We start from the raw sequence: 20,869 nt of genomic DNA, 5'->3' as shown, positions 1-20,869 counted from the left end.
CTGCGCGAATCGCCCAAAACGTGATGATGTGGGGCGAGCAGTGGATTTCGCCTCGGCGGGCTAAGGTCGGCGGGTGAGTCGAACCGAAGCGCGCTCCGAGGGGGCGGGTCCGTTCACGACCCGGCTGACCTGGCGTCTCATGGACGGGCGCACCGCGGTCTGGGAATCGCGCCTGGCCCGCAAGCGCGGCTTGCTCACCGTGCGCGCCCCGGGTGGGACGGAGGTCCGTTCCCGGCGGGCGGACACCGTGTCGATCGGCCGGCTCCGCAGGCTGAACGCCATCGCCGCGGCCGCGTTCACGGTCGGCGGGTTCCTGTTCGCCCTCGGAGCCGGGGTCGCCCAGTTCGGCTCGGGCGGCGCGACAGGCGCCTGGATCTACTTCGCGGGCGGCCTGTTCTTCAACACCGGCGGCTACGCCTCACTGCTTCAGGCGGTCAACGCCCCGCGCCGGGACAGCGAGTCCGGGTCACTGGCCGGGCGGCGCTGGAGGTGGTGGAGATACGAGCCGGGCCGGATCGACTGGCTCAGCACCTTCCTGCTGTTCGTGGGAACGCTCGTGTTCGGCGTCAATCTGCTGGACTCGCTGCTGCAGGGCCTCTCGGCCCAGCAGGTGGACCGGCTGATCTGGGCCCCCGACATGGTCGGATGCGTCCTGTTCCTGGTATCGGGCCACCTCGCCGTGGTCGAGGTCTGCCATGGGCGTCCGCGCGTCCTCGCCCGCGACCTCGGCTGGTGGATCGTCGCGATCAACCAGTTGGGATCCCTGCTCTTCCTCGTCTCGGCGCTGGCCGCCTTCACGCGGCCCGAGACCGGAAGTCTCGTGAACGTCGACATCGCCAACTGGGGCACCCTCGTGGGGGCACTGTGCTTCTCCGCCGGAGGCGTGATCCAGTTCTTCGAACGGCCCTGAGGGGTGGCGCGCGACGCGGAGACAGTCCTCAGCGCTCGCCGGCCGGGTTGCCCTCGACCCACTGGATGAGCAGCTGCCGTACGTACGGATTGCCCTCCTGGGCGGCGTGCGCCAGCCGTTCCGCGCTCGCCCGTGCCGCCCGCCAGCCCGCCGGAGTGTCCTCGGCGTAGGCGTGGTCCGCGGCGGACAGCGCGTCGGCCGCGAGGAGGCGCAGCTCCTCGGAGAGATCGTCGTCCGCGGCGGACCGGTACGCCTCCAGGCGCAGGGCCGCCAGGTCCTCCGGGGCGGGGGCGGGCTGCGCGGGAGGCTGGGCGTAGCCGCTCACCGCGATGACCACGCAGAAGGTGGCGACGTCCCGGCGGCTCTCCGACTGGCCCTTGGCGATGGCGGGCGCCAGCCAGTTGGGTGCCCGCCAGTGCGAGACCGCCGTGGCGAGGGCCAGGGCGACGGCCAGCAGCGCGAAGGGAATCCAGCCACCGAGGAACCAACCGATCGGCCCGAGCACCAGGAAGCAGACGGCACTGCTCATCCATATGCGACGGCGGCCGAGTCTCAGGTGTCGTGGATCCATGAGCCTCAGTGTCGCAGGGGCGTCCGGGACGCGAGGAGGCGGCGGGCGATTCGCGCGGGCCCGTCGCCTTTCGGCCCGCTGCCGGACACCGGAATGCCTGGCTCAGGACGTACGGAAACGTGGCACGGACCGCGAAATCGGGCTCCACCGGCTCAACCCCGTCCCAGCGTGCGTCTTTTGGCCATGCCTCGGACGCCACGGGCCGGGAGACACGTGTGGGTGCCATGGGACGGCCCGGGCCGGGCGTGCGCCGCACGGTCCGTCGCACGGAGAGGGGCAGCGGGGCGGCCCCGCTCCCGCTCCGAGCGGTGCCGACGGGCCCACGCCGTGACGGCCGAGGGAAGGTCGCGGGGGCCGCGGCGGTCACCGGGGGCGGGGAGAGGCGGGGTGAACGGGCGTCGCGACGGTGGCGGAAGCTGTGAACGGCCTGTGTCGAATGGCCGGAGATGGCCCTGTCCACCCCGGCCACCCGTACGTACGATTTCGTCATTCCCGGTCTTCACGGCTCCTTCACAACCGGGTGCGGGTTGCGCATATGCGTTTGTCATGCGCATGCTCAAAAGAGCCAGGCTTGATCCAACGCACCGGTCTGCGACGGTTCCCCGCCCGCTCGGGGAACCGCACCCCCCATTTCACGGCGGCAGCACCTTCGTGCTGCCGCCGGAACACCAACGCAACGGATTGGAGCACCATGGCTGGTGGGCTGCTTCTGGGTGGCGCGATCGCCGCCCTGTTCGCCACAGCGCTTCCCCTGTCGGACCCGTCGTCGGGGATCGTCGATCCGCCCCCGGACAGAATCGTCATCAAGGTCGCCACGGTGAACGGCTCCGGCTGTCCCCAGGGAACCGCCGCGGTCGCCGTCTCCCCGGACAACACCGCCTTCACGGTGACCTACAGCCAGTACCTCGCCCAGGTCGGAGGCAACTCCGACCCCACCGCGTTCCGCAAGAACTGCCAGCTCAACCTGATCGTCCACGTCCCGCAGGGCTTCACGTACGCCATCGCCAGCGCGGACTACCGCGGCTTCGCCTCGCTCAAGCAGGGGGCCAGCAGCACGGAGAAGGCCTCGTACTACTTCCAGGGGTCCTCCAACACGGCCGCCATCACCCACCCCTTCCGTGGCCCCTTCGACGACAACTGGCAGGCCACGGACACCACGGACTGGGCCCAACTGGTCTGGGCCCCCTGCGGTGTTCAGCGCAACTTCAACATCAACACCGAACTCCGCGTCAGCGCGGGAACGTCGGCGCCCGGCAGCACGAGCTTCATGACCATGGACTCGACGGACGGTGACATCAGCACCGTCTACCACCTGGCCTGGAAGGAGTGCCCCGCCGCCTGACCCGCCTCCACGCCCGGTTCCTCGGCCGGCTCCGCCGCATCGGAGCCGGCCGAGCCGGCCTGTGGCATCGTCCCCGCGTCTCCAGCCTGATCCGCCGGACAGGCTCTAGGGCAGCAGCTTGTCGACGGCCGCGGAGCCTTCCTCCTGGAGCTTGCGCTCGGCCCAGGCGAGGTTCTGCGGAGTGACATCGCGGCCCGTGGCGAGCACCAGGTCCTCGGCCGTCACCGGGCCCTCGGTCCCGGTGTGCAGCAGCGTGTCGGGGGTCGCCCTGTCGTCGGAGGGCGTGGAAGCGTCGGGCTGGCTGGTTGGCATGGTCTCTCCCTGTTCCACCGGATCTGTACTCACGCTACGGGCAATCCGCACACCCCGCGCGACGCGCCCGGCGTCCGGCCCCGGCCCACGGCCCGCCGCGGAGCGCGAACCCCCGTTCGGCTGCCCTGGGATGTCGCAATCGCTCGCGGAGGTGATGGTGGAGGCACTCGCACACTGCGAATGAAACGGAGCCTGGAATGCGTATTCGTCTGATGGCCGCCGCCGGACTTGCCAGTGTGGCCCTGCTGGCCACCGCCGGGACCGCCGCCGCCGACCCCAACCCGGTGGGTGTCGCGGTGGGCAGCCCCGGATTCCTGTCGGGCAACGTCATCCAGCACTCTGTTGACTTCGACCTGAACCACTGTGGCAACACGGTCAACTTCTTCGGTCTGCTGAACCCGGCGATCGGAAACATCTGCGTGAACGACTGACGATCTCGGTCCGCCGGGCAGGGGCTGTCCTGCCCGGCGGACCGGCCCGAGCCCGGCGGCTCACTCACCCTCCCGAGTGAGCCGCCGGGCTCGGGCGCGTTCGGGGCCGTGTGATCCGGTCGGGGCGAGGGGCGAGGGGCGAGGGGCGAGGGGTGAGGGGTGAGGGGTGAGGGGTGAGGGGCGGGTGAGGGGCGAAGAGCGGGGGTGTACGGCGCCGGTTGACGCCTTCCTGACGAGGAGCCGATGCCCGGCGTCCATTCTTTGGTCTGTACATGACCACCAGGGCGGGCCAGACTGTGCGCCGACCAGACACCCCCCATCGAGGAGAAGCCCCCCATGCGCATGCCCGCACGGCAACGTTGTCACGCGGTCCTGGCCGGTCTCGTCACCCTCACCACCGCCGCGGTCCTGTCCGTGGCCACCGGCGCGCCGGCCTCGGCCGCCGACACCTGGAACGAGGTCGGCTCCGACCGCGCCGACCCGCTGACCGAGAGCCAGGGCCTGACCTCCGTGGAGGTCCCGGCAGGCAGCCCCAACCACTACACGGGCATCGGCACGATCCCCACCGGCGTGAGCGGCCGCGGCTGGAGCCACGTCGGTGACCCGGACGCCTCGTACAACGGCTATTACGTCGAGCCCTACCAGAGCGACTCCGGCGGTTCGAAGATGTTCCGTGTGCAGGCGCCGGGCGGCGCCTGGTCGGAGTATGTCCACGCGCTGAGCTCCGGAGAGGCGCTGAACAACTCCTTCGTCACCATCGCGCCGAGCGGTTCGTGGATGGTGTCCGGCGAGTACGGCACGATGAACCGCCTCCTGGTGTTCCCGACCCCCGGCGTCAACCCGGCCACGTCGCCCTCCACCAACCTTCCGCAGGCGTCCACCATCAACCTCGACCACGCCGTCCGCGACGTACAGGGCTGCGACTTCGTCACGGCGACCCGGCTGCTGTGCTCGTCCGACGACCCCGCCGGCACGCTCTTCGGCACGACCAAGCCGCTGCTGCAGATCGACCTCTCCGGTGAGCCGAACGGCTCGGCCGACGTCTCCGGCCATGTCACCGCGCTGCGCCAACTCCCCCTGCGCAGCTCCTGCTCGGGCACTTTCGAGGTGGAGGGCATCGACTACGACCGCCGCACCGCCACCCTGCGCGTGATCGTGGTGTCACCGGGCTTCTGTGTGCTGACCGACAGCAAGACCTATCGCTTCACCAAGAGTTGAGCCCACACTGCCTGTAGGGCCTGGGGCGCGTACCCCGCCGAGGGGCTTGTGACCGACGGGGGGCGTACGCGCCCGAAAAGGGCTGGGGCTAAGGTCAGAGGCAGATTCAGAGTGATGGGGGGTGGCCGGCTGTGGTGCAGGACGAAGCCGTGATCGGCTGCACGGGGGAACTGCTCATCGGCACACGTGGATCCGCCGGTCCCGGCGAGATCCTGGTGCGAGTGAGAGGCGGATCCGAGACCTTCCTCGCCTGGTCTCGGGATCCCCTGCCGACAGGGGTGACCGTGCTTGTGATCGAGTCCCGGGGATGCCGTGAGGTCGACGTCATCGAGTGGGCCGATCCGCTGGAAGCGCTGGACGGCGACGCCGTCGGCGCAGGCTGAGGAGGAGAAGTATGTTCGGTTATCGCGTGCCCGCCCCCGACGAGGCGATGTTGATCTCGGGTGGCAGGCGGGGACTGGGGGGCGCGCCGTTCCGGGTGGTGACGGGGCACGGCAAGTTCGTGCTGCCGATCTTCCGCAAGACCCGCTTCCTGACACTGTCGATGTGCGAGTCCGAGGTCACCGAGACCTGTGTCACCAAGCAGGGCATCTCGCTGCACGTCCGCGCCGTGATCGCGTTCAAGGTCGGCAACGACACCGAGAGCATCATCAACGCGGGACAGCGGTTCCTGTCCGACCAGGACCAGATGTCGATCCTGACGGGCCGGATCTTCGCGGGTCATCTGCGGTCCATCATCGGCTCGATGACGGTCGAGGAGATCGTCACCGAGCGGCAGAAGCTCGCCGCCGAGGTCCTCGACACCTCGAAGCTGGAGATGGCGAAGATCGGCCTGATCGTCGACTCGCTCCAGATCCAGTCGATCGACGACGGCGACACCGGCTACATCGACGCGATGTCCGCGCCGCACAAGGCGGCCATCCAGCGTCAGGCCCAGATCGCCCAGGCGCAGGCCACGCAGGCCTCCGTCGAGGCGCAGCAGGTGGCGGCGCGCAACCAGGCCGAGTACGCACGGCAGACGGCCATCGTTCAGGCGGAGTACTCGGCCGAGGTGGACCGGGCGCAGGCGCAGGCGGCCCAGGCGGGCCCGCTCGCCCAGGCCCACGCCCAGCAGGAGGTTCTCGCCGCGCAGACCGAACTCGCCCAGCGCGCGGCCCAGTTGCGCCAGCAGCAGCTGGTCGCCGAGATCGTCAGGCCGGCCGAGGCCGAGGCCGAGCGGATCAAGGTCCTCGCCATCGCCGATGCCGAGCGCATGAAGATCCAGGCCGAGGCGGCGGCGTCGCACGACCGGGTCGCGCTCGACCGGATGCTGATCGACCAGCTCCCCCTCATCGTCAAGGAGGCGGCGGGCGGTCTCGCGGGTGCGAACGTCAACGTCCTCAACGGCGCCGACGGCCTGGGTGAGATAGCGGCCGGACTGGTGGCCCAGGGCCTGACCATCCTCGACTCGGTCCGCCAGAACCTGGGCGGCCAGAACTCCGAGAACCGCGCCGGGAAGTCGAGCGGCCCGCTCGAACTCCAGGGGTACACCCCTACGTCGGACAAGGGCGTCGACGGGAACGAGCCCGAGGGCGCCTCGCCGTCGGCGAACTGATCCGAGATCCGCGGTCCCCTGCGTCCGTCGTCCTATCGGGGCGGCGGACGCAGCCGTTTTCACCGGGCCCCGGCGCACCATGGCCCCGTTCGGATCAATGGCCGCCAATGTCGCTCAAGTCCCCTACACTCGGCGCAAGTTGATCGTTTGACATGGTCGCCCCAGGAGGAGCGCATGCCCCGGACACCCTCGCGACGTACCGCACTGCAGGGCCTCGCCGCCGCCGGCGCCGCGGTCGTCGGGTTCGATCCCTTCACCCGGAGCTGGGCGGCCACCGCCACCGACCGGCCGCTCGCCGGCCTCCCGCCGCTGGACGGGAGCGTGCACACCGACGACGCGTCGCGCGCGGCGGCGGCCGACGACTTCGGCCACATCGTCCACCGGCGTCCGGTCGCGGTACTGCGACCGGGCTCGGTCAGCGACATCGTCGCCATGGTCCGCTTCTGCAACCAGCACGGCGTGTCCGTGGCCCCGCGCGGTCAGGGCCATGCCACGCAAGGCCAGGCGCAGGTCGACGGCGGGCTCATCATCGAGACCACCCCGCTCGCGTCCATCGGTCCGGTCGGGCCGCGAAGCACGACGGTCACCGTCGGCGCGGGCGCCAAGTGGAGCGACGTCGCCCGGGCCACCCTGGCCCACGGACTCACCCCGCCCACCTTCACCGACTATCTCGAACTGTCCGTCGGCGGCACCCTGTCGGTCGGCGGGATCGGCGGCCAGACCCACCAGCAGGGCGCCCAGGTCGACAACGTGAGCGAACTCCAGGTCGTCACCGGGGCGGGCGACTTCGTTCGCTGCTCCCCGACCCGCCACCGCGACCTGTTCCTCGCCGTGCTCGCCGGACTCGGCCAGTGCGCGATCATCGTAGGGGCCACCCTGCGTCTGGTCCCCGCGCCCGCGACCGTACGCCACTACCTCCTTCCGTACGACGACCTGCGCACCTTCCTCGACGACCAGCGCCTGCTGGTCGAGGAGGGCCGTTTCGACTACGTCGAGGGCCAGGTGAACCCCGACGCCGAGGGGGCCTTCCGCGGCTACGTCCTCGAAGCCGTCGCCTACGGGCCGCCCGCCGGTCCCGCCCCCGACGACGCGGTGCTGCTGCGCGGACTGCGGTACGACCCCGCGGGCGTGCAGACGAGCGACCTCGGCTACTACGACTTCCTCGACCGGCTCGCGGCCGGAGTCGCAGCGCTCAAGGAAGCGGGTCTGTGGGCGTTCGCCCACCCCTGGCTCAACCTGTTGCTGCCGGGCCGTTCGGCGGCGGCGCTGGCCGAGTCCCTGCTGGAGGACCTCACCCCGGCCGATCTCGGCCCCGGCGTCGTCCTCCTGTACCCGGTGCTGCGCGAGACCCTGCGCACCCCGCTGCTGCGCACCGCCGACGACCCCGTGTCGTACCTGCTGGCCGTCCTGCGCACGACCCCGCCCGACGACACCGTGACCGTCGACCGTCTCCTCGCCGCCAACCGCGTCGCCTACGACACCGTCCATGCCGCGGGCGGCACCCACTACCCGGTCGGCTCGGTCCCCTTCGACGCGGCGGACTGGCGCGAGCACTTCGGCCCCGCTTACCGGCGGCTGGCCGCCGCCCGGCACACCTACGACCCGCGAGGCATCCTGGTCCCGGGCCAGGGCATCTTCTGACGACACCCCGCTCCCGCCGTACGGCCCGGGCTCACCAGAGCCCGGGCCCGCTGCCCACGATCGGTTCCGACGGCTTCCCGTCCACTCCCACCGGGACGTCACCGGCCAGCATCACCCGGTGCATGACCCGGGGATGGTCGACATGGGCGGTGTCGCTCGGTGCCAGATGGATGGTGGCCCGGTTGTCCCAGAAGGCCACGCTGCCGGGCTCCCACCGGAAGCGGACCGTGTACTCGGGCCGGGTAGCCTGATCGAGGAGCATGTCCAGGAGCGCCCGGCTCTCCGGCCGGGACACGTCGAGAATCTGCTCGACGTAGTAGCCGTTGACGAACAGCACCTTCTCGCCCGTCTCGGGGTGCACCCGCACCAACGGGTGGTCGGTGGCGATCTGACGGTCCAGCAGATGACGGGTGTACGCGTCGTCGCCCGGCCGTGACTGGTACCCGACCCCCAGCCGGTGCTCGGCGCGCAGACCGTCGACGAAGGCGCGCACGGGAGCCGAGAGGCCCGCGTAGGCGACGGCCAGGTTCGACCAGGTCGTGTCACCTCCGTACGGGGGCACGGTCTCGGCGCGCAGAATCGTCGCTGCCGGGGGATCGACCCGGGCACCGTGGTCGCAGTGCCACCCGCGCAGCAGCGAGTGACGGCGCCTGCGCAGCCACTCCTCGTGCTCCATGCCGTAACGCCCGCCCAGCTCAAGACGGTCGGCCGTCGTCTCGACCTCGGGGAAGTCCTCGGGCGACGCGCTGCCGCGGGACCGCAGGCGGATCGGTTCGCCGAACCGGCGCGCGAAGGCGACGTGCGCGGGGTGATCGAGTCGTTGGCCGCGGAAGAACACCACCTTCCAGCGCAGCACCGCCGCCCGGACCGCGGCGACGACCTCGTCCGTCAGTTCCTCCGCCAGGTCGACTCCCGTGATCTCGGCGCCGATGTGTCCGGCCGCCGGCTTCACTTCGAGACGTGTGACCTGGTCCGTCATGGGGGCTCCGTTGATCGTGCTGTCGGCTCGTCCGGTCCAGCATGACCGCTGGGCCGGGCACCCGACACGGCGCCCCGCGGGAGGCGGACGCCGCGCGGAGGAGGGGCCGCGCACGGGAGACGCGGCGCGCGCACGGGGTGTGTCCGGTATGGCGCACTTGCTGTGCCGCACTCCCTTTTGGCGGGCGCGGCCGGTGTCGAGAATGAGGCGCAGTGAACGGGACCCGCCCTCCATCCGCATAGGGGCGGGGCCCGTTTACCTGTGCCCGGCCGCGCGCGTCGCCGCGCCGTGGCGGGCTTCAGCCCCGGTGCTCGCGTGTGGCCGGCCTCAGCCGCGGTGCTCGCGCAGGGCGGCGAGGGCGCGGTCGGCGTGCGCGCTCATGCGCAGCTCGCTGCGGACCACTTCCAGGACGGTGCGGTCCTGCGCGATCACGAAGGTGACCCGCTTGGTCGGGGCCAGCGAGAAGCCGCGCTTCACCCCGAACCGCTCCCGTACGGTGCCGTCGACATCGGACAGCAGCGGGAAGCCGAGCGTGTGGCGGTCGGCGAACTCCTGCTGCCGGTCGACCGCGTCACCGCTGATCCCGACCGGCCGGGCACCGGCGGCGGTGAACTCGGTCGCCAGATCACGGAAGTGGCAGGCTTCGGCGGTGCAGCCGCTGGTGAGGGCGGCGGGATAGAAGAACAGCACCACGGGCCCGTCGGCCAGCAGCTCGGACAGGCTCCGGCTCGCCCCGGTCTCGTCCGGCAGCGTGAAGTCCTCGACCTCGTCGCCCACGTTCACCGAAGACGTCATGACCGTCCCTCCCCGGACCGCGCGACCCCGCGGGCCCACAAAACGAGCGGCACCTGGAGCGGGAGCCGCGCCAGAGCCGCCGCCTTGAGCGGCGCGGGACGATGACGCCAGTCCACGGCCATCTGGACGTTGGCGGGGAAGACACCGACGAAGAAGGCGGCGGTGGCCAGCGCGGCGACCCGTCGTGTCCGGGGGAGTGCCACTCCGGCCGCCAGAGCGAGTTCGGCGACACCGCTCGCGTACGTCCAGGTCCGCGGCGCCCCCGGGAGAGCGCGCGGAATGGTGGCGTCGAACTGCCGTGGTACGGCGAAGTGCGCGACGCCCGCGGTGGCCAAGAGGCCTGCGAGCAACAAGGGTGAACGTTCGGACCGTGACACGGTTCCTCCTCCGGGGGCCTGTCGCGCGATATTACTGGAGGGTAAGTGCCCATGGTACGGACGGGACGCGACGATCGAGTGCCGTTCGGGAGCGTGCGCGGCGACCCCACGAGGACCGAACGCCCGTACCGGGAGAAGGCCGACGTCTCACCAGGGCGGGGGAGCGGCGGTCGTCCCGCGGTCGCGATCCGGTCGGTCCGCACCGGAGGTCCGGTCCGTGTCGACGCATTGCGGGACTTGCGACGTCGTCTTCTCGAATCTGCGGACCGGAGGCAAGCGCATCACGGCCGTGGTGCCCCTCTCACCCGGCCCTAGGGATCTCACCAGGCCCTAGGGGCTTGAGACGCGCGGAACGGGCGGCTCACGCGAGGACCCCGCTCCGCTGCCGCTCGCCAGTCGGGGCAGGAACTCAGGCCGTCAGGGCATGCCGGGGCAGGTTCGCGGTCGTTGCCGCGGCCCGCGCCGCGGCCTGGACCGGATACGTGGTCTTCGCGGGGTCGACCAGAGGGTCACCGAGCACGATCCGGCCCGCCGCGTACAGCGCGTCGCAGTCGGCGGTGGGCAGGGCCACATAGCAACCGCCGCGCCCGGTGGCGGAATCCAGGGGAAGCCAATAGCCGTACCGGCGGCGGCCGTTCGCATGCACGGTGAGGCGGACGGGGAACCGCCGCTGTGTGATCAGACGCAGGACCTCGGCACCCTCGGCGTCGAGCGGGGTGTGGGCGAGCGGCCGCAGCATGGTCACCGGCCTCCCGGCGGAGTTCTCGGCGCGGCGGTGCGAGGTCGGCGTCATGTGCATGCGGCCTTTCGACGGACGGGTCGGATCACGCATCGCCGGGGCGGTGTCGTTCGAGCTGATCATCATTGTTGCTCAGGGCACTGACAATGCGGGCGGGTTTGTGTTCAGCGGCGTTGCGCCGGTGCCTGGGCGCGGTGGGTCAGGGCGGCGAGCTGCCCCTGGACGAAGGGGTCCGTGGCAGGGTCGTACGACCCCGCGTGGTCGGCCAGGGTGTCGGTGATCCGTTCCCACTCGTCCGCCTCCGCCCGCGCGTCGAGCGTCTGCCGGCCGGGGGACGAAGGGTCCGCGGCGGCCTTCCGCGCGTCGTCGAGGGCCACCTTCGCCTGGTGATGGTTCATCCCGGTGGCGGCGCTGCGCACCCGCTCCCACGCGGCGTGCTCCCGCTCGGACGGCTCGTGTTCGGGACTCAATGCTCCACCTCGATCGTGCGACGGGACCGCTTCCTTCACCGGACCCGGGTGCCCCCGGCGGGCGGAACGACACCTGTGCGCCGGCGCGCGGAACGCGGCACAGTCCTCCGTCACCAGGGCAGGAAGGCGTGGATGTCCTTGCCGTCGGGCCGCACGATCACACTCACCTGGTCGCAGAGCGCGTTGATGAGATGCCAGCCGATGCCGCCCCCGCCCTGGGAAGGACGGAAGCGGCGGGGCGCGGGCCGGGTGGTGCTGCTGTCGCGAAGCGTCACGTGCACGCCGTCGAAGGTGGGACGCATCTGGAGCTCGAACGGGCCGGGAGCGTACTGGATCGTGTTCGCGGTCAGCTCGGTGACGACCAGCAGGATGTCGTCCCAGTGTTCGGCCGCCGAGGGCGGCGTCGTTCGCGCGAGGGCGCGCAGATAGCCGTCCGCGGTCAGCCGCGCGTCCGTCACGTTGCGCAGCTGCCCGCCGAACGCACTGGTGAGGGTTCCGAACTCCTCGTACGACGGCTTGTTGTTCCGACTCGGATCGATATCGATCGCGCCCTTCGCTCGGATCTCGTCGGCGGTACGCCTTTCGCCCCGTCGCGACCCGGAGAGCTGGAGCCGAGCCCCGCGCCTGGGCGAGGGCCCGGTTCTCCCCGCTGCGTTGCCTACGCCGGGGTGTCCTCGGAGCGCCTGCGCGAGCGGCGTCGCGCCAGTGCGCGCCGTTCCGCCTCGCTCGTACCGCCCCAGACACCGATGTTCTGGCCCGTGTCCAGGGCCCAGCGCAGGCACTCGTCGCGGGCCGGGCAGCCTGCGCAGACGGCCTTCGCCTCCTGGATCTGCAACAGGGCGGGGCCCGTGTTGCCGATGGGGAAGAACAGATCGGGGTCGACGGTGCGGCAAGCCGCGGAATCACGCCAGTTGTCCATGCGAGCCTCCTGTGAGCGAAGTGGACGCGTTCATCGGGGTTCGGTCCCCCCTCGGGTCACCCTTGATCTCCCGGATGAAACGGGTTGGGCATGCAAAGATCCCGTGGACGTGGGATCGGCCGCACGGGCCGACCACGGCGCGTGGCGGGAAAACGCGGCCGGTGCTGGGGCCGGCGTCACCCGATCGGCGCGGTGGGTCGCACCGGGTGGCAAGATGGAACCCCAGGTGAAGGCCGGTCGGGTTTCGACGAATGAGCGGGTGGCCCATGGCGCACGAGTCCGGTGATGTCTGGGAGAAGTTCGCCGTCGCCTTGGCGGACATGGCACGGGACCTGCTGGCGCAGGACTCGGTGCAGGCCACCTTGGACCGGATCGTGGATCACGCGACGGTGCTGATCAACGGGTGCGACGAGGGTGGCATTCTCACGGTTCGCCGGGGGGAGGTCAGAGCGCTGGCCGCGACCAGCGATGTCGTGCGGATGGCGGACCGGATCCAGCAGGATCTGCGGGAGGGGCCGTGCTTCGACGCGGTGACCGACCGGCATCAGGTCTATGTGATCGAGGACATGCGCCGGCCGCACGAGCGGTGGTCCCGTTTCGCCCCCGAGCTGAGGAAGCTGGGCATGGGCAGCATGATGGGCTTCCTGCTGTTCACCGACGACGACGAGCTCGGTGCCCTCAACCTGTACTCGCACAGCCCGAACACGTTCGACGAGTCGGCTCGGCGGGCCGGCTGGATCCTGGCCTCGCACGCGGCCGTCGCCCTCTCCGCGGCCCGTACGCACCAGCAGCTCGGCCAGGCACTGGAGACCCGCCACGAGATCGGTGAGGCGATGGGCATTCTCATGGAGCGCCACGGCCTCAGCGAGGAGGACGCCTTCAGCGTGCTGAAGAAAGCCTCCCAGGATCACAACATCAAGCTGCGGGAGATCGCCCGCAAGGTCTGCGAGACCGGCGAGCGACCCACCTGATCCCGCCACACCCGCGACGCCCGCCAGGCCCGCGAGACAGGCGGGAGCCCCGGGGCGGTGATCGCGCGCGGTCATACGGGGTCGGGGTCGGACGGTGGCGCGTAGCCAGGTCTAGAGAAAGCGGCGCAGTGGGGCGACCGCCAGCTCCTTGGCGTGCTGGAGCAAGGACCTGCGCCGCCAGCGTGCCGGATCGATGCCCACGGCCTGCTCGCGGTCCTCGTCGAAGTCCCGGTCGAGGGTCGCGGTGAACTCCTCGTCGAGCACGGCCAGCATGACCTCCTCGTCGTGCTCCAGGGAGCGGCGGTTGAAGTTGGTGGAGCCGATGAGGGCGGCCACCCCGTCCACCGTCATGATCTTGGTGTGGAGCATGGTCGGCTGGTACTGGCGGATCTCGACACCGGCGTCCAGGAGCGCGCGGTAGTGATGCTGACCGGCGAGCTGACAGGCCCGCTGGTCGGTGTGCGGACCCGGCAGCAGGATCTCCATTCGGACACCGCGGCGCGCCGTCGCGCACAGCAGGTCCACGAAGTAGGCGTCGGGGGCGAAATAGGCGGTGGCGAGACGGAACCGCTCCTCGGCGGAGCCGAGCATCACGCGGATGAGGGTCTGCATGTCCTGCCAGCCGAAACTGGCGGAGCCCCGCACCACCTGGACGGTCGCTGTACCCGGCTGGTCGTGCCCGGTGAAGCGGTCCCGGTCGTCGAAGAGCTCGTCGTGGCACTCCGCCCAGTTCTGCGCGAACGCGGCGGCGATGCCGTCCACGGCGGGCCCCCGCACCTTGACGTGGGTGTCCCGCCACTCGGAGGGACCGCGGGCGTCCCCGCACCACTCCTCGGCGATGCCCACACCCCCGGTGAACGCGGTGTGCTCGTCCACGACCAGTGCCTTGCGGTGACAGCGGTGGTTCTGCTTGAAGGGCGAGAGCCACAGCGGTTTGCGGAACCACGCGACCTGTACGCCGGCGGAGGTCATGGACCGCAGCAGGTCCTCCTCGATCCGCTGCGCGCCGAAGCCGTCCAGCAGCAGCCGTACTCGAAGACCCGACCGGGCCCGGTCGGCCAGGGCGGCCGCGAAGTCGCGGGCTATCTGCCCGCGCCAGTACACGAAGGTCATCATGTCGATGGTGTGCTCGGCGGACCGCACGGCATCGAGCATCGCGGCGAAGATCCGGTCGCCGTTGCGCAGCGGAACGAGCTCGTTCCCCTCGGTCGCGGCGATGCCGATGAGCCGCTCCAGGCGTCTGCGGAGCCGTTGCTTGCGCCGTCGCACCTCTGCCGGGTCCACCGGTCCGTTCCGCTCGACTCGTGCCGTGATGGTCTGGGACATCCGCCGTCTCCTGTTGTCCGTGCCGCGTTCCGCTTCGTCACTGCGCCGTTCCGCTTCGTCACTCCGGGCGTGCGAGGAGCAGTGATGGGGTGGTGGCCCTCTCCGGGACCTGCCCGAGCGGGGCCACCACCCCTCCCGCTCGACCGTGTCGTCCTCGGGGTCGCCCGGCCCCTGCGTCCGTCACGGGAGCGATGTCGCGAAGACGCCCGTGGGTGTTCGCGACGCGTGCTCTCGTGCCCCCGATCCGCCGCGGCAGTCCCCTGCGGCCCCGGGGACGTCGGTCCCCGCGACCGTCGGCTCCCGCGGCTTCGGCCGGGCCGGGGGGTCCGCGAACGCCCGGTGCGGCGCCCTGCGGGCTCCTGTGACCACGGTGTGAAGGTGAGTGAACCCGTGACATGGGCACCGGGGGTCCGGGAACAAGGGGGGCAGCCTGCCTGACCTGACACGCCGGACGGACACGGAGTGGCGCCGCGTGCACGGCCCAGGGGCGGGAAGCTCGGCATGGGAGGTGAAGGGATGACCACCGTCGAACCGCCCTGCGGCTTCGGTCCTGTTCCCGGTGCGAGGCTGGAGAGAAATCCGCAGGCGGCTGTACACGCCCGCGGAATGGCCCGGGCGCCCGGATGCGCAGCCTCCGCCGACCGCCCCGGTCCGGGGCCGCGCGTCCGCCGGCCGACGGGCTCGACCTCGCCGTCCGTGACGGCGAGGTGTTCGGACTGTTCGGGCCCAACGGCGCCGGCAAGACGGCGGCGATCCGGTGCAGCACCACCCTCCTGTCGGTCCTGGCAGGCAAGGTCCGTGTCTTCGGGCACGACGCCATCCGTGAACGCATGACCGTACGGCAGCCCGGCAGTCGTGAAGCGCGAGTATCTCGACCAGTCCTCGAATCGACGCGACAATCCATGACTCAAGCTCGCCCGGAGCGAGGCGACGAACGAAGAAGGGGGCACCCAGTGAGCGTCTACGTCACGAAGCGCGGAGACCGCCACCACTCCCGCCCGGACTGCGGATCGATCGTGGGCCCGCAGCGGACCGCGGTGACGATGGGGTGGGTCGTACACTCAGTGGAGGAGGTCAGCCAGGCTGAGGCGGAACAGCGCGGCAAGAGTGAACCCTGCCCGGCCTGCGCCGAGTGATCAACATGTAGAAGCCCGGCCGTCTGTTGTGCGGCCGGGCTCCGTCGTGCGGTCTCATCGCCGGGCGGTGTCGCTCATGTCCCCTCCTGCGTCAGGTGCGGCCACCGGAGTGTCCCGAAAGACCCTGCCCCGAAGGGTGGTTGCCGGATCAGGTCGTCGGCTGCTGGGACATATTTCAGGTCACGCATCTATCGCCGTGGCTTGTTTGTGGTGCATCGTTGATCGCGCGGGCTCCCCGATCCCCCAGGTGAAGGCCCCCGCTCGGGCCCCGCTGTGAGCTTCCGGCGAGCGGGGCCTGCCGCTCCTCCCGGCTCCCCACGGGAGGCCATGCGGCTGCGCTGACGCTGGTCGCTGCTGCGGTGCGGACACGGCCCAGCGCCGGCGACGCGTCGACGACCCGGCGGCCACCGCCCTCCACGGCCTCCGTCGACGTCTGCCTCCGCCAGGGTGGCGTCGCAGGGGCTTCGCTTCTTCGGTCGAGCCGTGAGGTGCACGGCGTGATCGCGCGCATGAGCCCTGGCCGGCTGCGCCGGAGCTGCGACGGCTGGCACGCCGGCCGAACCTCGTGCCCTCTTACTGGCGGGCCATGTGCATGCGCATCTCACTCTCGGCATCGACGATCAGGTCGCCGGACAGGTCGACGGTGACGCTGTGGAGGGTGCCGGTGAAGCGGAACGGCGCCTGGTAGTCAGGGGTGACGGCACCACCGGGATTGGCGCCGCAGACCATGCCACCCGGGTTGAAGGCGACCGGCGTGGTGAACGGCATGTCGACCTCGCCGACGAGGCGGCCGTCGATGTACAGCTGGGCCCGGCCGGGTGCGCCCTTGCCGTGGGCCATGTCCGGAGCGCCTGTTGGCTCGAACTCGAAGCGCAGAGCGTGCCGTCCCTCGGGCAGGGTCTCGCTGGAGGCGACGTGGTGCAGGGCCCGTTGGACGTAGTTGTGGGCGTAGTGGAGTTGGCCGTCCTTGACGTAGAGGGACCAGCCACCGGCGTTGGTGCCCTGGCAGAGCAGGACGCCCTGCGCGCCGCCGGGCGGTATCTCGACGTCGGCGGTGATGCTGTGGGGGCGGTTGAGGACCCGGGGCGCGACCGCAGCGGGCAGGATTTGGGTTCCGGGACGGAGGGTGTAGCTGGTCCGGCCTTCGGTGATCTGCGGGCGCTCAGTCATCATCCGCTGCAAAGCGCTGCCGTCGATCGGCAGCACGTCGTACTTGCCGGCTTCCACGTACCACAGGGCGATCATCTCGATCAGTTTGCTGCGGTGTTCTTCGGCGAGGTCGCGGGTCTCGGCGACATCCTCGTCGACGTGATACAGCTCCCACTGGTGGGCGTCGAGGCCATTGAGGTCCGCCCTGGTGATCGGTGTGCCGAACGGCCGCCCGGCCTCGGCGAAGGAGGGGCCGGGCCAGGGGCAAACCGCCCGCCATCCGTCGTGGTCGATCGCCCGGTGCCCGAACATCTCGTAGTACTGGGTACGGTGTCGGCTCGCCGCAGTGGCATCGTCGAAGGTGTGGGCGAAGCTGACCCCGTGCAGGGGTGACTGGGTGACACCCCGGATGGTCGCGGGAGCTTCGATGCCGAGCACGTCCAGGACGGTGGGGACCATGTCGATGATGTGCGCGAACTGGCCGCGGACCTCACCGCGGGCCCGGATACCGTCGGGCCAGTGCACGAGGAACGGGTCGCTGACTCCGCCGCGGTAGGTCTCCCGCTTCCAGCGCCGGAAGGGGGTGTTGCCCGCCGATGTCCAGCCCCACGGGTAGTGGTTGAACGTGCTCGGGCCGCCGAGCTCGTCGATCCGGGTCAGGCTCTCCTCCAACGTCTCGGGCGCGTTGTTGAAGAACTGCATCTCGTTGGTGGTGCCGGTCACCCCGCCCTCGGCACTCGCCCCGTTGTCGGAGACCACCATGATCAGCGTGTTGTCGAACTCGCCGGTCTCCTTCAGGAAGTCCAGCAGCCGCCCGACGTGGTGGTCGGTGTGGGCGAGGAACCCGGCGTAGACCTCCATCATCCGCGCGGCCAGACGTCGCGCGTCCGGCGTGAGCGACTCCCACGCGGGCACGTCCGGATCGCGTGGGGACAGCTGCGCGTCCGCGGGCACCACACCAAGCTGCTTCTGCCGGGCGAAGGTGTGCTCGCGGTAGGCGTCCCAGCCGTCGTCGAAGTGCCCCCTGTAGCGGTCCGCCCACTCCGTCGGCACGTGGTGCGGGGCATGCGTGGCACCGGGGCACAGGTTCAGGAAGAACGGCTTGTCCGGGGCGACCTGCTTGGCGTCGGCGATGAACGACATCGCCCGCTCGACCAGGTCCTCCGTCAGGTGGTAACCCTCCTCCGGCGTGGCCGGCGGCTCGACCTGGTGGTTGTCGTACACCAGGTCCGGATACCACTGGCTGGTGTCGCCGCCCAGAAACCCGTAGAACCGCTCGAAACCCCGCCCCAGCGGCCAGCGGTCGTACGGGCCCGCGGCCGACTCCTGCTCAGAGGGCATCAGGTGCCACTTGCCGACCATGTACGTGTTGTAGCCGTGCTGCAGCAGCATCTCCGACAGGAACCCGTTCTCGAACGGGATCTGACCGTCGTAGCCCGGATAGCCGGTTGCCAGCTCCGTGATTGCCGCCATGCCGTTGGCGTGGTGGTTGCGGCCGGTGATGATGCAGGAGCGCGATGGCGAGCACAGTGCGGTGGTGTGCATGTTGTTGTAGAGAAGCCCGCCCGCGGCAAGTGCGTCCAGATTCGGCGTCTCGATAGGACTGCCGTAGCAGCCCAGCTGCCCGAACCCCGTGTCGTCGAACACGATGAACAGCACGTTCGGCGCACCCGCCGCTGCCCGCACGGGCTGCGGCCACGCCGGACTCGACTCGTCGGTCGTGCGCCCGATCACGCCGGGGAACCGCTGCCCCGGCCTGTACTCATTCCACGACGATCGAGCCATCTCGGTCTCCGTCCCAGCAGCACAAACGCCGGTGATATTCGTGTGTCCAGCTGTCGCCGCAGAGCCCTGCCGCCGACACGGGATCCCGGGTGAGGAGCCTGCATCGGTCGCCAGCCGGAGTGTGATTCGCCGGTCGTCGGCTGGGATGCCGAACGCTTCCACGCTAGGCCGCCACCACCCTCACGGCGACCGGGGCCGGTGACCCAGGCCATCACCATGCCGCTGTTCTTCGGCTCCAACGCGCTCTACCCGGTGGCTGTCATGCCCGGCTGGCTCCAGGCCGTCAGTGCGGTCAACCCGCTGAGCTATCAAGTCGACGCCCTGCGCGGCCTGCTGCTCGGCACACCCGTGCACCTGGCCCTCGACTACGGCGTCCTGGTGGTGGCCGCGGCCCTCGGCATCCTGTCCGCCTCCTCGTTGCTGGGCCGACTGGCCAGGTGAGACGGCATCTCGGGGCCCGGTGCGTTGATCGATTGGTGAGGCCGGGCGGTCAGGCTTAACGTCGATGGAGTGAACATCCGTGTTCACCGCCGACCCGAGATGCAGGGCCATCCCCCATGACGGCCGATCACGTGACATCCTCCGAGTCTGCCGAGTCCCCGCAGCGGGGACGAGGCAGCGGTATGGCGCTCTTCATCCTGGCTTCGTGTCAGCTGATGGTGGTCCTCGACATCACCATCGTGAACATCGCGCTGCCGCACATCCAGACCTCGCTCGGCTTCTCGACCGAGAACCTCTCCTGGGTGATCAACGCCTACACGCTGACCTTCGGTGGTCTGCTGCTGCTCGGCGGACGCTCGGGAGACATCCTCGGCAGACGCCGGGTCTTCATGTTCGGTGTGCTGCTCTTCGTGTTCGCGTCGCTGCTCGGCGGACTCTCCCAGGAATCCTGGCAGTTGCTCGCGGCGCGCTCGCTGCAGGGCGTCGGCGGCGCCATCGCGTCACCCACCGCCCTGGCGTTGATCACCACCACCTTCCGTGAAGGGCCCGAGCGCAACAGGGCGTTCGGCGTCTTCGCCGCCGTCTCGGCGGGCGGCAGCGCGATCGGGCTGCTGGCGGGCGGCATCCTCGTCGAGTGGCTCGACTGGCGCTGGGTCTTCTTCGTGAACATCCCCATCGGGCTGCTGATCGTGCTCGCCACCCCCCGCTACATCAAGGAGTCCGAGCGACACCCGGGCCAGTTCGACTTCCTGGGCGCCATCACCTCCACGCTGGGCATGGTGCTGATGGTCTACGGCTTCATCCGGGCCTCGGAGAAGGGCTGGAGCAACCCCGTCACCCTCGCGGCCTTCGGGGCGGCGCTGGTGTTCCTCATCGCGTTCATCGCCACCGAAAGGCGGTCGAGACAGCCCATCACGCCGCTGTGGATGTTCCGCGACCGCAATCGCGCGGGTGTCTACGCGATGATGCTCAGCCTCTCCGCCGCGATCTTCGGCATGTTCTTCTTCCTGACCCTCTTCGTGCAGAACATCCTGGGCTTCAGCCCGCTGGAGGCCGGTTTCGCCTTCCTGCCGGTGAGCGCGATCATCGCCGTCGGCGCGGGTGTCGCCTCGAACCTGCTGCCCAGGTGGGGTCCCAAACCCTTCATGGCCGTGGGCGCCATCATGTCCGCCGTGGGCCTCGGCTGGCTGACCCTGACCGACGTCGACAGCACCTATCTCGGCAGCATCCTCGGACCCACCCTGGTCTTCGGATTCGGCATGGGCCTGCAGTTCGTGTCGCTGACGCTGATGGCGGTGTCCGGAGTCCAGCCCAAGGAGACGGGTGCCGCCTCCGGCATCCTCAACGCCACCCAGCAGGTCGGCGGTTCCCTCGGCCTCTCCGTGCTGGTCACCGTCTTCGGCACGGCGAGCCGCAACGAGGCCACGGACCAGGTCGCGAAGTTCCTGTCGACGGCGACCCCGGCGCAACGGCTGCAGTTCCGCAGGACGGGACAACTCCCGGCGCCCTGGAGCGAACAGGTGCTGACGTCCGGCATCTCGGGAGCGTTCGTCGCCGCCGCGATCTTCGCCGTCTTCGCCGCGCTGATCGCCCTGATCGTCATCCAGGTGCGCCCCTCCGACCTGGAGCGGCTCCAGGGAGGCGCCGCCTCCTTCACACCGGCGGACGGATCCGTCGACGCGGCGGGCGAGTCGGCGCGCGCGGCACAGGTGGGGGAGTCGGACTCCCCAGAGGGACCGCCCACTCCCGGCTGAGCCCGCCCG

Annotated in this window: 20 protein-coding genes and 2 pseudogenes; 11 read left to right on the top strand and 11 right to left on the bottom strand. The window is 70.4% G+C overall.

The window, feature by feature from the left end:
* Positions 1 to 73 precede the first annotated feature (73 nt).
* A complete protein-coding gene (locus ABZX90_RS36090; protein WP_355212127.1) occupies positions 74 to 910 on the top strand; it encodes a hypothetical protein in 837 nt (278 codons plus the stop codon).
* A 28-nt stretch (positions 911 to 938) separates the two neighbouring features.
* On the opposite strand, the gene ABZX90_RS36085 is transcribed toward ABZX90_RS36090, so the two are convergent.
* Positions 939 to 1,481 (bottom strand): hypothetical protein, encoded by a 543-nt coding sequence (locus tag ABZX90_RS36085; protein ID WP_355212124.1) that lies wholly within the window; start codon positions 1,479 to 1,481, stop codon positions 939 to 941.
* 691 nt (positions 1,482 to 2,172) lie between these two features.
* Here ABZX90_RS36085 and ABZX90_RS36080 point away from each other — a divergent pair.
* Positions 2,173 to 2,823, top strand: a complete 651-nt coding sequence (locus tag ABZX90_RS36080; RefSeq protein WP_351131528.1) for a DUF4360 domain-containing protein — start codon at positions 2,173 to 2,175, stop codon at positions 2,821 to 2,823.
* A gap of 105 nt (positions 2,824 to 2,928) precedes the next feature.
* On the opposite strand, the gene ABZX90_RS36075 is transcribed toward ABZX90_RS36080, so the two are convergent.
* Positions 2,929 to 3,135 carry a hypothetical protein gene (locus tag ABZX90_RS36075; protein WP_351131527.1) on the bottom strand — a complete coding sequence of 69 codons (207 nt, stop codon included), beginning with the start codon at positions 3,133 to 3,135 and terminating at the stop codon, positions 2,929 to 2,931.
* 197 nt (positions 3,136 to 3,332) lie between these two features.
* On the opposite strand from ABZX90_RS36075, the gene ABZX90_RS36070 reads away from it, so the two are divergent.
* The 5 genes from ABZX90_RS36070 (at position 3,333) to ABZX90_RS36050 (ending at position 8,019) form a co-directional block, all read left to right on the top strand.
* Complete coding sequence (locus ABZX90_RS36070; RefSeq protein WP_351131526.1) at positions 3,333 to 3,566, top strand: chaplin; 234 nt, start codon at positions 3,333 to 3,335, stop codon at positions 3,564 to 3,566.
* Between the two features lie 336 nt (positions 3,567 to 3,902).
* Entirely contained in the window at positions 3,903 to 4,784 is an 882-nt protein-coding gene (locus tag ABZX90_RS36065) for a hypothetical protein (RefSeq protein WP_355212120.1), read from the top strand.
* A gap of 131 nt (positions 4,785 to 4,915) precedes the next feature.
* Positions 4,916 to 5,167 (top strand): hypothetical protein, encoded by a 252-nt coding sequence (locus ABZX90_RS36060; RefSeq protein WP_351131523.1) that lies wholly within the window; start codon positions 4,916 to 4,918, stop codon positions 5,165 to 5,167.
* Between the two features lie 11 nt (positions 5,168 to 5,178).
* Positions 5,179 to 6,378 carry an SPFH domain-containing protein gene (locus tag ABZX90_RS36055; protein WP_351131521.1) on the top strand — a complete coding sequence of 400 codons (1,200 nt, stop codon included), beginning with the start codon at positions 5,179 to 5,181 and terminating at the stop codon, positions 6,376 to 6,378.
* Positions 6,379 to 6,552: 174 nt separating this feature from the next.
* The gene (locus ABZX90_RS36050; protein ID WP_355212117.1) at positions 6,553 to 8,019 is read left to right on the top strand and encodes an FAD-binding protein; all 1,467 of its coding nucleotides are present in this window, start codon (positions 6,553 to 6,555) and stop codon (positions 8,017 to 8,019) included.
* A gap of 31 nt (positions 8,020 to 8,050) precedes the next feature.
* On the opposite strand, the gene ABZX90_RS36045 is transcribed toward ABZX90_RS36050, so the two are convergent.
* The 7 genes from ABZX90_RS36045 to ABZX90_RS36015 form a co-directional block, all read right to left on the bottom strand.
* The gene (locus ABZX90_RS36045; RefSeq protein ID WP_355212114.1) at positions 8,051 to 8,998 is read right to left on the bottom strand and encodes a TauD/TfdA family dioxygenase; all 948 of its coding nucleotides are present in this window, start codon (positions 8,996 to 8,998) and stop codon (positions 8,051 to 8,053) included.
* 327 nt (positions 8,999 to 9,325) lie between these two features.
* Complete coding sequence (locus ABZX90_RS36040) at positions 9,326 to 9,793, bottom strand: peroxiredoxin (protein WP_355212111.1); 468 nt, start codon at positions 9,791 to 9,793, stop codon at positions 9,326 to 9,328.
* Positions 9,790 to 10,170 carry a DoxX family protein gene (locus ABZX90_RS36035; RefSeq protein WP_351131516.1) on the bottom strand — a complete coding sequence of 127 codons (381 nt, stop codon included), beginning with the start codon at positions 10,168 to 10,170 and terminating at the stop codon, positions 9,790 to 9,792. The genes ABZX90_RS36040 and ABZX90_RS36035 overlap by 4 nt, the downstream gene beginning before the upstream one ends.
* Before the next feature lie 409 nt (positions 10,171 to 10,579).
* The gene (locus ABZX90_RS36030) at positions 10,580 to 10,909 is read right to left on the bottom strand and encodes a hypothetical protein (RefSeq protein WP_351131554.1); all 330 of its coding nucleotides are present in this window, start codon (positions 10,907 to 10,909) and stop codon (positions 10,580 to 10,582) included.
* 164 nt (positions 10,910 to 11,073) lie between these two features.
* A complete protein-coding gene (locus ABZX90_RS36025) occupies positions 11,074 to 11,379 on the bottom strand; it encodes a hypothetical protein (RefSeq protein ID WP_355212108.1) in 306 nt (101 codons plus the stop codon).
* A 110-nt stretch (positions 11,380 to 11,489) separates the two neighbouring features.
* On the bottom strand, positions 11,490 to 11,837 hold the full coding sequence (locus ABZX90_RS36020; RefSeq protein WP_351131514.1) for an ATP-binding protein: 348 nt from the start codon (positions 11,835 to 11,837) through the stop codon (positions 11,490 to 11,492).
* A 200-nt stretch (positions 11,838 to 12,037) separates the two neighbouring features.
* On the bottom strand, positions 12,038 to 12,298 hold the full coding sequence (locus tag ABZX90_RS36015; protein ID WP_351131513.1) for a WhiB family transcriptional regulator: 261 nt from the start codon (positions 12,296 to 12,298) through the stop codon (positions 12,038 to 12,040).
* A gap of 266 nt (positions 12,299 to 12,564) precedes the next feature.
* Here ABZX90_RS36015 and ABZX90_RS36010 point away from each other — a divergent pair, with 266 nt between their 5' ends.
* Positions 12,565 to 13,269, top strand: coding sequence for a GAF and ANTAR domain-containing protein (locus tag ABZX90_RS36010; RefSeq protein WP_355212105.1), 705 nt, complete (start codon positions 12,565 to 12,567; stop codon positions 13,267 to 13,269).
* Between the two features lie 111 nt (positions 13,270 to 13,380).
* Here ABZX90_RS36010 and ABZX90_RS36005 read toward each other — a convergent pair whose 3' ends face one another.
* Positions 13,381 to 14,595: a phospholipase D-like domain-containing protein gene (locus ABZX90_RS36005; protein ID WP_355212102.1), complete on the bottom strand. Its 1,215-nt coding sequence runs from the start codon at positions 14,593 to 14,595 to the stop codon at positions 13,381 to 13,383.
* Positions 14,596 to 15,269: 674 nt separating this feature from the next.
* Here ABZX90_RS36005 and ABZX90_RS36000 point away from each other — a divergent pair.
* Positions 15,270 to 15,440, top strand: a pseudogene (locus ABZX90_RS36000) (ATP-binding cassette domain-containing protein); the annotation flags it as partial.
* 864 nt (positions 15,441 to 16,304) lie between these two features.
* Here ABZX90_RS36000 and ABZX90_RS35995 read toward each other — a convergent pair.
* The gene (locus ABZX90_RS35995; protein ID WP_351131507.1) at positions 16,305 to 18,665 is read right to left on the bottom strand and encodes an arylsulfatase; all 2,361 of its coding nucleotides are present in this window, start codon (positions 18,663 to 18,665) and stop codon (positions 16,305 to 16,307) included.
* A 204-nt stretch (positions 18,666 to 18,869) separates the two neighbouring features.
* Between ABZX90_RS35995 and ABZX90_RS35990 the strand changes: the two are divergent.
* Together ABZX90_RS35990 and ABZX90_RS35985 are read left to right on the top strand one after the other, a co-directional pair.
* Positions 18,870 to 19,106 (top strand): annotated as a pseudogene (locus ABZX90_RS35990) (ABC transporter permease); the annotation flags it as partial.
* Positions 19,107 to 19,222: 116 nt separating this feature from the next.
* Entirely contained in the window at positions 19,223 to 20,860 is a 1,638-nt protein-coding gene (locus ABZX90_RS35985; RefSeq protein ID WP_351131505.1) for an MFS transporter, read from the top strand.
* The last annotated feature ends 9 nt before the right edge of the window (positions 20,861 to 20,869 follow it).

The sequence above is a fragment of the Streptomyces sp. NPDC002935 genome (genome assembly GCF_040611295.1).
Taxonomy (GTDB): Bacteria; Actinomycetota; Actinomycetes; order Streptomycetales; family Streptomycetaceae; genus Streptomyces.
The sequence above is the reverse complement of the archived record's forward strand: the minus strand, read 5'-3'. Positions and strand labels throughout refer to the sequence as shown.